Here is a 4,796-nt window from a genome sequence, read left to right as displayed (position 1 = left end):
GCAGGAAGCGGCCGAACCTGTCCATGACGGCGTCGCGGTCGCGCTCGAGCGAGCCGTTGACGTTCTGGGCGCTGACCCGCAGCCCTTCGCTGATCGGCGTGCGCTCGGCGGCGGCGTTCGGTTCGGACGGGAGTTGCACCAGCGCGTTGGCGTCGGCTCCGGTCATCGACAGGATGCCGCGCGGACGGTGGTATTTGAACGAGCGCGACAGCACCCATTGGCCGGACGCGGCGAGCGCGCTGGCGATGCTGTCGCCTTCATAGCCTTCAAAAGGCTTGCCCTCGAAGCTGAAGCGGATGCGGCGGCTTCGGTCGATCCGGCTTCCGAAGGGGGCGGGCAGCCGGTTCATGCGTGGTCCCGCAGGTCGGAGGCGTCGAAGGTGCGGATGATCTCGTTGCTGACCAGGTCGCGCTCGGCCAGGAAGAAATAGTTGCTCGGCACGTGCCGCCACCATTCGACCACGATGCCCTTGCGGTTTTCGGCCCGGAACAGGTGCCGCGACCAGTCCCTGTCGGCGGTTGCGTTCGGATCGGGTCGCGCGCGCATCGGTCCGAAGGACTGGAACTCGTCGATGTTGCGCGGGCCGTTCATGGGGCAGGTGAGCAGTTTCATGGATCAATGGCTCGCGGCGGTCGCGCCCATTTCATTGAGCAGCCGGAAGGTTTCGAACCGCTCCAATGCAAATGGCTTCAGGATGTCGGGCATGCGGCCCTCAGCGATCGTCTGCGCCATGCGCTTGCCGGCGACGGGAGTCGCCTTGAAGCCCCAGGTGCCCCAGCCGCAGTCAAGCCAGAGATTGGTGAGCGGACTCGCCCCCATGATCGGGCTGTAGTCCGGCGTCATGTCGGTGATGCCGGCCCATTGCCTCAGCAGCCGCACGCCCTGCAGGAAAGGAAAGAGGTGGACGGCGCCTTCGGCGAGGTGCTCCTTCATGTCGAGCGTCGAGCGCGTCGAATAGAGCTGGTAGGGGTCGGAGCCGCCGCCGATGACGACCTCGCCGCGCGAGGATTGCACCAGATAGGTGTGCAGCGAGACCGAGGAGACAAGCGTGTCCAGCCAGGGTTTCAACGGCTGGGTCACCATGGCCTGTAGCGGGTAGCAGCGGATCGGAAGCTCGACGCCGGCCATCAGCGCCACGTCGTAGTTCATGCCGCCGGTGGCGATCAGCACCTGGCCGCAGGCGACGCGGCCTCGGTTCGTCTTGACGGCCTGGACGCGGTCGCCGATGACCTCGAAGCCTTGCACTTCGGTGCGCTGATGGATCTCGACTCCGCGCCGCGATGCCTGGGCGGCATAGCCCCAGGCGACTGCGTCGTGGCGCGCCGTTCCGCCGTCGGCGTGCCAGAGCCCGCCGAGGATTTCGAGCGGGCCGCCATAGTCCATGTTCAGCAGCGGACAGAGCTCCTCGACGCCCTTCTGGTCGACGACCTCGGTGCGCGTGCCCATGTGCTTGCCCATCTCGGCGCGCATATGGAAGCTGCGCATCGTCGCCTCTGTATGCGCAAGCGTCAGCTGGCCGCGCTGCGAGAACATGACGTTGAAGTCGAGCTCTTGCGACAGCCGCTCGAACAGCTCGACGCCCTCCTTGTAGAAGGCGATGCCTTCCGGGGTGATGTAGTTGGAGCGGATGGTGGTGGTGTTGCGCGCCGTGTTGCCGCCGGCGAGGTAGCCCTTCTCCAGGACCGCCACGCTCTTTATGCCGTGATATTTGGCAAGATGATGCGCGCAGGACAGTCCATGTCCGCCGCCGCCGATGATGACGACGTCGTAGGCCGGCTTCAGCTCCGGCGTTGCCGGGATGTCGCCGCTGACCGGATAGTCCCTGCTGAGACCATATTTCAGAAGTCTAAGAGGCATTGCGGGCTCAGCTCGAGGCCTCGGGAGGATCGTAGAGCAGCGCCGAGAGATCGGAGAAGCGGCTGTCGCGGTCGTCGAGCGAAAGCACCGCGTCGCGGATCGCCGCGGCGCGGCCGGATCCGAGCACGGGCGCGGCGAACTCCATATATTTGGCCTCGACGTCCTGCTTCGACATCGGCGCTTCGGGGCCGCCGCGCGCGTGCACGTCGCCAGACATCAGCACGCGTCCATCATTGGTCGTGATGATGACGTCGGCCCAGCGGCCGGCCGGGAAGCGGGCGCTGTGGCGCTCTGTCTCGGTCACGCTGATGCGGGTGAGCATGTCGGCGACAGCCGGATCGGCGAGCCCGGCGCCGGAAATATGCTCGAGCCCGATGCGCCGGTGGATGATGAAGGTCGCGACGGCGAAGCGCAGGCTGTACTGCGCCTTCGAGGTCGTGTCCGGCATGCCGTCGAACAGGGTGGCGGCATAATGGAAGCTGTTGATCTGGACATGGGCGATGTCGGAGGCGCCGAGATTGTGCGCCAGGCAGAGCCCACGCACCGCGTCGATCGCCGCATGCGCCCAGCGGCAGATCGGATAAGGCTTCACATACTGATGCAATGACTGCCAGAACACGCCGAGGTCCTGCCAATGCCTCGCAACCTCCGGCGCCTCGACGGTGATCGCCGGCGCTCCGGTGAAGCCGCGTTCGGCCAGCACCGCCGCCGAAAGGCCGATGAGGGCGCCGGGGCCGGAGCCGTCATGCAGCATGGTCGGCGTGGCGATCTCGCGCATCATCTGGCTGCGCGGGCCATGATACTCGGCAATGCCGAGCGCCTCGCGCAATTGCGCTTCGTCCAGCCGCCGCAGACGCGCCGCGACCGCCGCCACGCCCAAGGCGTTCCAGGCGCCGGAGGTGTGATAGTCGCTCACCGTCGCATGCAGGGCGATGCCGGCCCGGCCGGCGACTTCATAGCCGATGACCAGCGACGCCAGCGCCTCCGGCCCGGTGAGGTCGGGCCTTGCTTCCGCGAGCGCGGCAAGCGCCGGCACGACCGCGACGCCGATATGGCCCTTGGTGGGGCTGTAGCCGTCATGGCCGTCAAGGTTGTCCGTCTGCGTGGCGACTGCGTAGGCCGCGCCGGCAATGCTGGCGCCCCGCCCATCGAACAGCATGCGGGCCGAGTATTGCGGATCGTTGGAACCGTAGAGCAGCACGGCGGCATCGCGGGCGATCCGGCCTGCTTCCATCGGTCCTGCCGCGATGGCGATGCCGAGCGTGTCGAGCAGCAGGTAACGCGCCTGTTCCAGCACCGCTGTGGGGAAGACGCAAGCGGGACGGCGCAGCACGAAATCGGCAAGGCGCGTGAACGTATCGGAACTGACGACAGGCCCCTCACGCCGGTACGACGGCACAGCCACGCGCTTATCTCCCCTGTCTTCTCACAACATCATTAAATTGGGTTCATCGCGCAGGCACGCGATTAGTTTGGCGGCTTTGGCCAAAAATATTGATGCCATGTCGCTTGTCCGCGATTGAACGGCCGGTCGCCCATGCGATAGCTATGGACATTACGCAGCTGGAGACCGGGATGAAGCCGCCACCCCCCTTGAACTATATCCGCTCGTTCGAGAGTTCTGCCCGCCATTTGAGCTTCACCACGGCTGCCAAGGAACTGGGTTATACGCAAGCCGCGGTCAGCACGCATGTGCGCGCGCTCGAACACTATATCGGCCGGCAGCTGTTCATCCGCTATCCGCGCAGCCTGAAGCTGACCGAGATGGGGGAGGCGTTCCTGCCGACCTTGCGCCAGGCGCTCGACCAGATCGACCAGGCGACCGAAGCGATCGTGGCGTCCTCGCGAAACAAAACCGTGGTCGTCTCCTGTCCGATGAGCCTTGCGGAAAACTGGCTGGCGGGCTGCATGGCCGCGTTCCGCAAGAAGCATCCCGAGATCGAGATCGTGCTGCACGGCACGATCTGGGAAGACTTGAGCGAACAGATCGCCGACATCACCATCTCGACGCGGCGCTTCGACGACCGGCCGCCTTCGGCGATCCCGCTCTGGAACGACGAGCTGGTCCTGCTCTGTGCCCCGAGCATGCTCGAGGGCGAGCATGCGCTGAAGACGCCGCAGGACATGCTCAAGGTGGACTGGATCTTCGTGCATGGCCGGCAGGAATACTGGCAGGTGGTGACCGAGGCGCTCGGCGTCGACATGGAGGACCACGACAAGGGCCTGTCGACCAACGCCTCCAACATCGCGCTCGAACTGGCTGCCATGGGCGCCGGCCTAGTCGCCACGCAACGCTCTCTATCTCACGCCTATATGCATCGCGGGCTGCTGGTCGAGCCGTTTCCGGTGCGGCCGCCAAGCCCCTGGAATTACTATCTGACCGAGAGCCAGCTCTCGAAGGGAAACATCGCCCGCACGGTCAGGGAATGGATCCTGTCCAGGGCCAGGGAGGACGCCGCCCGACCTTAGAGATTGACGCAATTCCGGACGGAAAACCGTTACACACTTTTCCTGGAATTGCTCCAGCACCGGTTTCAGCCTCAAAAAATTGGCGCGCCAATGGCGTGGTTTTTTTAGGCCTTAACGGCCGGTTTTCTGCGGTTTGTGAAGGGCCGAGCCCTTCCGGGATTTTTGCATCGCCCCTAACATGCGTGCCGCAAGGGGAATGCAACGGGCAAAAAGCCCTGAACCGGAGAACAACGATGACAATGTTCAAGAGCAACGGTGACCGCGTCCCGGCGGTCATCGAAAGCTATGCAGCCGAAGTCAAAAAGGGCGGGATGGACCGCCGCGAGTTCCTGGCCATGGCAAGCGTGATGGGCGCTTCCACGGCGCTCGCCTATTCGATGGCGGGGATCGAGCCGGCCAAGGCCGCCGCTCCGTTGCCCGGCAAGAAGGGCGGCATCCTGAAGATGCAGATGATCATCAAGGACATGAAG

Annotated in this window: 5 protein-coding genes and 1 pseudogene; 2 read left to right on the top strand and 4 right to left on the bottom strand. The window is 64.9% G+C overall.

Translation table 11 applies throughout. The features are described from left to right. From EOA24_RS27760 to EOA24_RS27745, 4 genes are all read right to left on the bottom strand, one after another. Positions 1-349, bottom strand: a 349-nt coding sequence (locus tag EOA24_RS27760; RefSeq protein WP_133374638.1) for a (2Fe-2S)-binding protein, incomplete at its 3' end; no start/stop codon positions are given. Further along, positions 346-612 carry a sarcosine oxidase subunit delta gene (locus EOA24_RS27755; protein ID WP_126082269.1) on the bottom strand — a complete coding sequence of 89 codons (267 nt, stop codon included), beginning with the start codon at positions 610-612 and terminating at the stop codon, positions 346-348. The genes EOA24_RS27760 and EOA24_RS27755, both read right to left, overlap by 4 nt. A gap of 3 nt (positions 613-615) precedes the next feature. Continuing rightward, complete coding sequence (locus EOA24_RS27750; protein ID WP_126082270.1) at positions 616-1,857, bottom strand: FAD-dependent oxidoreductase; 1,242 nt, start codon at positions 1,855-1,857, stop codon at positions 616-618. 7 nt (positions 1,858-1,864) lie between these two features. Next, the gene (locus EOA24_RS27745) at positions 1,865-3,262 is read right to left on the bottom strand and encodes an MmgE/PrpD family protein (RefSeq protein ID WP_245501866.1); all 1,398 of its coding nucleotides are present in this window, start codon (positions 3,260-3,262) and stop codon (positions 1,865-1,867) included. A 170-nt stretch (positions 3,263-3,432) separates the two neighbouring features. On the opposite strand from EOA24_RS27745, the gene EOA24_RS27740 reads away from it, so the two are divergent. Further along, on the top strand, positions 3,433-4,326 hold the full coding sequence (locus EOA24_RS27740) for a LysR substrate-binding domain-containing protein (protein ID WP_126082271.1): 894 nt from the start codon (positions 3,433-3,435) through the stop codon (positions 4,324-4,326). A 233-nt stretch (positions 4,327-4,559) separates the two neighbouring features. Further along, positions 4,560-4,796, top strand: a pseudogene (locus tag EOA24_RS27735) (diguanylate cyclase); the annotation flags it as partial.

It is taken from the genome of Mesorhizobium sp. M2A.F.Ca.ET.039.01.1.1, from assembly GCF_003998035.1.
Classification (GTDB): Bacteria; Pseudomonadota; Alphaproteobacteria; order Rhizobiales; family Rhizobiaceae; genus Mesorhizobium.
The sequence above is the reverse complement of the archived record's forward strand: the minus strand, read 5'-3'. Positions and strand labels throughout refer to the sequence as shown.

What these genes read in the sequence shown, in the direction of transcription:
- EOA24_RS27740 (WP_126082271.1), top strand. Translation starts at nt 3,433, where the DNA reads ATGAAGCCGCCACCCCCCTTGAACTATATCCGCTCGTTCGAGAGTTCT.
- EOA24_RS27750 (WP_126082270.1), bottom strand. Translation starts at nt 1,857, where the DNA reads ATGCCTCTTAGACTTCTGAAATATGGTCTCAGCAGGGACTATCCGGTC.
- EOA24_RS27755 (WP_126082269.1), bottom strand. Translation starts at nt 612, where the DNA reads ATGAAACTGCTCACCTGCCCCATGAACGGCCCGCGCAACATCGACGAG.